The organism is Kitasatospora sp. NPDC054795, from assembly GCF_053611565.1.
Map to the genome: position 1 here is coordinate 7,090 of NZ_JBSHAP010000205.1, position 3,462 is coordinate 10,551.

At 74.1% G+C, this 3,462-nt stretch carries 2 protein-coding genes; one reads left to right on the forward strand and one right to left on the reverse strand.

Annotated elements, in window-relative coordinates; all coding sequences use genetic code 11:
* Positions 1-57 precede the first annotated feature (57 nt).
* Complete coding sequence (locus tag ACWGJO_RS39455) at positions 58-2,337, reverse strand: FdhF/YdeP family oxidoreductase (protein ID WP_452190496.1); 2,280 nt, start codon at positions 2,335-2,337, stop codon at positions 58-60.
* 175 nt (positions 2,338-2,512) lie between these two features.
* On the opposite strand from ACWGJO_RS39455, the gene ACWGJO_RS39460 reads away from it, so the two are divergent.
* On the forward strand, positions 2,513-3,462 hold a 950-nt coding region (locus ACWGJO_RS39460), incomplete at its 3' end, for a serine/threonine-protein kinase (RefSeq protein WP_452190497.1).

Below are 3,462 nucleotides of genomic sequence, written 5' to 3' on the forward strand. Positions count from 1 at the left end.
CCCACGTACGGTGACGTGGGGCGGCCCGCGTGCTGTGCCGCCCGGGGCGGCCGGCGGCTACGCGCCGCTACCGGGGGCGAAGCGGATCACGACGGCCTTGGAGGTCGGCGTGTTGCTGATGTCGGCGGTGGAGTCGAGCGGCACCAGGACGTTGGTCTCGGGGTAGTAGGCCGCCGCGCCGCCGCGGGCGACGGGATAGTGGACGACCCGGAAGTGCGGGGCGCGGCGCTCCACGCCGTCGCTCCACTCGCCGACCAGATCGACGTACCCGCCGTCGGTGAGCCCGAGCTCGTCGGCGTCCGCGGGGTTGACCAGGACCACCCGGCGGCCGCCCTTGATGCCGCGGTAGCGGTCGTCGAGGCCGTAGATCGTGGTGTTGTACTGGTCGTGCGAGCGCAGGGTCTGGAGCAGCAGCCGGCCCGGCGGGACCTCGGGGGCGGTCAGCGGGTTGACGGAGAAGTTGGCCCTGCCGGTCGCGGTCGGGAAGGTACGGGTGTCCCGGGGGCCGTGCGGCAGGGTGAAGCCGCCGGGGCGGCGGACCTTCTCGTTGTAGTCCTCGAAGCCCGGCACGACGCGGGCGATCCGGTCCCGCAGGGTGTCGTAGTCGGCGGCGAAGTCCTCCCACGGCACGGTGTCCTGCGGCCCGAGCACGGCGCGGGCGAGCCGGCAGACGATCGCGGTCTCGGAGAGCAGCCCGGGGGCGGGCGGCCGCAGGCCGCCGCGCGAGGCGTGCACCTGGCCCATCGAGTCCTCGACGCTGACGAACTGGGCGCCGTGCGCGGTGACGTCCCGGTCGGTGCGGCCCAGGGTGGGCAGGATCAGGGCGCGGGCGCCGGTGACCACGTGCGAGCGGTTGAGCTTGGTGGAGACGTGGACGGTCAGCCGGCAGCGGCGCATCGCGGCCTCGGTGACCTCGGTGTCCGGGGTGGCCGCGACGAAGTTGCCGCCCATCGCGAAGAAGACCCCGACCCTGCCGTCGCGCATCGCGCGGATGGTGTCCACCGAGTCGAGGCCGTGCTCGCGCGGCGGCTCGAAGCGGAACTCCTCGCCCAGCGCGTCCAGGAAGGCGGCGGTGGGGCGTTCGAAGATGCCCATCGTGCGGTCGCCCTGGACGTTGCTGTGCCCGCGCACCGGGCAGACCCCGGCGCCGGGGCGGCCGACGTTGCCGCGCAGCAGCAGGAAGTTGACGACCTCGCGAATGGTCGGCACGGCGTGCTTGTGCTGGGTGAGGCCCATCGCCCAGCAGACGATGATCTTCTCGGACTTCAGCACCAGCTCGCCGAGCTCTTCTATCTGCTCCCAGGGCAGACCGGTCGCGGCGAGCACCTCGTCGCGGTCGGTCCCGCGCGCCTGGGCCTCGAACTCCTCGAAGCCGTAGCAGTGTTCGGCGACGAAGTCGTGGTCGACGCCGTCCCGCTCCAGGACGATCCGGTTCAGCGCGCGGAACAGCGCGAGGTCGCCGCCGAGGCGGATCTGCAGGAAGAGGTCGGTCAGCTTGGTGCCGTGGCCGACCAGCCCGCGCGCGTGCTGGGGGTTCTTGAACCGCTCCAGGCCCGCCTCCGGCAGCGGGTTGACGCTGACGATCGTGGCGCCGGCCCGCTTGGCGCGCTCCAGCGCGGAGAGCATCCGGGGGTGGTTGGTGCCCGGGTTCTGGCCGGCCACGATGATCAGGTCGGCCTGGTAGAGGTCCTTCAGGCTGACGCTGCCCTTGCCGACGCCGAGCGTCTCGGTGAGCGCCGAGCCGGAGGACTCGTGGCACATGTTGGAGCAGTCCGGCATGTTGTTGGTGCCGAGCCGGCGGGCGAACAGCTGGTAGGCGAAGGCGGCCTCGTTGCTGGTCCGGCCGGAGGTGTAGAAGGCGGCGCCGTCCGGGGTGTCCAGGGCCTTCAGCTCCTCGGCGATCAGCGCGAAGGCGTCGTCCCAGGAGACCGGCGTGTAGTGGGTGGCGCCCTCGTCGAGCAGCATCGGCGCGGTGAGCCGGCCCTGCTGGCCCAGCCAGTAGCCGGAGCGCTCGGCCAGGTCGGCGACCGGGTGGGCGGCGAAGAAGTCGGAGTGGACGCACCGCTCGGTGGCCTCCTCGGCGACGGCCTTGGCGCCGTTCTCGCAGAACTCGGCGGTGTGCGGCTTGTCCGGCTCCGGCCAGGCGCAGCCGGGGCAGTCGAAGCCGTTCTGCTGGTTGACCTTGCGCAGGGTGGCCAGGGTGCGGCGGGCGCCCATCTGCTCGGCGGCCATCCGCAGGCTGTGGCCGACGGCGGGCAGTCCGGCGGCCGCGTGCTGGGGCGTGGACACCTCGGGGGCGTCCTGCGCCGGGTCGCTCTGCGGGGCCTGCTTGACCATGGCCGCTCTCCTCGGGCTCTGCTGGGTTCGCACCGCCGCGTTCGCGCGGGGATTCGATGGCATCCTTCCACCTGGCCGGGGCCCGGGGGAGAGGAGGAGGGGAGGGCGACGGCGGGGGGAAGGGCGGTGGACGGCGTCGGTAGAGTCTGGGCGTCATGGCGGGAGGGGAGGGCGCGTGCGAGTCGGGGACGTCCTGGACGGCCGGTACGAGCTGGTGGAGAAGCTCGGGCAAGGCGGGTTCGGGGTGGTGTGGCGGGCCCGGGACACCCGGATGGGGCGGCCGGTGGCGGTCAAGGTCATCGGGCACCACGGCGGTGACCGGGCGAAGGCCGCGCTGCGGTTCGTCCGGGAGGCCGGTGCGGCCGGCAACCTCTCGCACCCGCACATCGTCACGGTGCACGACCTGGGGCAGTGCGAGCTCGGCGGCGAGGAGGTCACCTACCTGGTGATGGAGCTGCTCACCGGCCGCACCCTCACCGAGGTGCTGCGGGCAGGGGTGCCCGAGCCCGCGCTCAGCCTGCGCTGGGGGCGGCAGATCGGCGGAGCGCTGGCGGCCGCGCACGACGCGGGCATGGTGCACCGGGACATCAAGCCGGACAACGTGATGATCACCGACGCCGGGCAGCTGAAGGTGCTGGACTTCGGCATCGCCCAGCTGGACACCGGCGCGGGCGGGCTGACCACCACCGGGACGATCGTCGGCAGCCCGGCGTACATGGCGCCGGAGCGCTGGACCGGCGGCCGGGTGGACGGGCGGGCCGACCTCTACGCGCTGGGCTGCGTCCTGATCGAACTCTTCACCGGGGCACGGCCGTTCGGCGGGGACTCGACGCCGGTGCTGATGTACCAGCACCTCAACGAGGCGCCGGCGCCGCTGGACCCGGCGCAGTTCGGGCTGCCGCCGCAGGTGGCCGGGCTGGTCGCGGAGCTGCTGGCGAAGGATCCGGCGGACCGGCCGGCCGACGCCCGCACGGTCGAGCGGCGGCTCGCCGAGCTGGCCGACTGGCCGGGCGGCCGGGCGGCCTTGGCGCGGCAGCCGGCGCCGACCGTGGTGGAGCGCCCGGGGCCGGTGGTGCCACCGCCGCCGAGCGCCCCGCCGGTCGTCCCCGCGCCCGCGCCCGCGCC

Excerpts from the sequence above, each read along its gene's own strand:
- ACWGJO_RS39455 (WP_452190496.1), bottom strand. The coding sequence starts at position 2,337 with ATGGTCAAGCAGGCCCCGCAGAGCGACCCGGCGCAGGACGCCCCCGAG.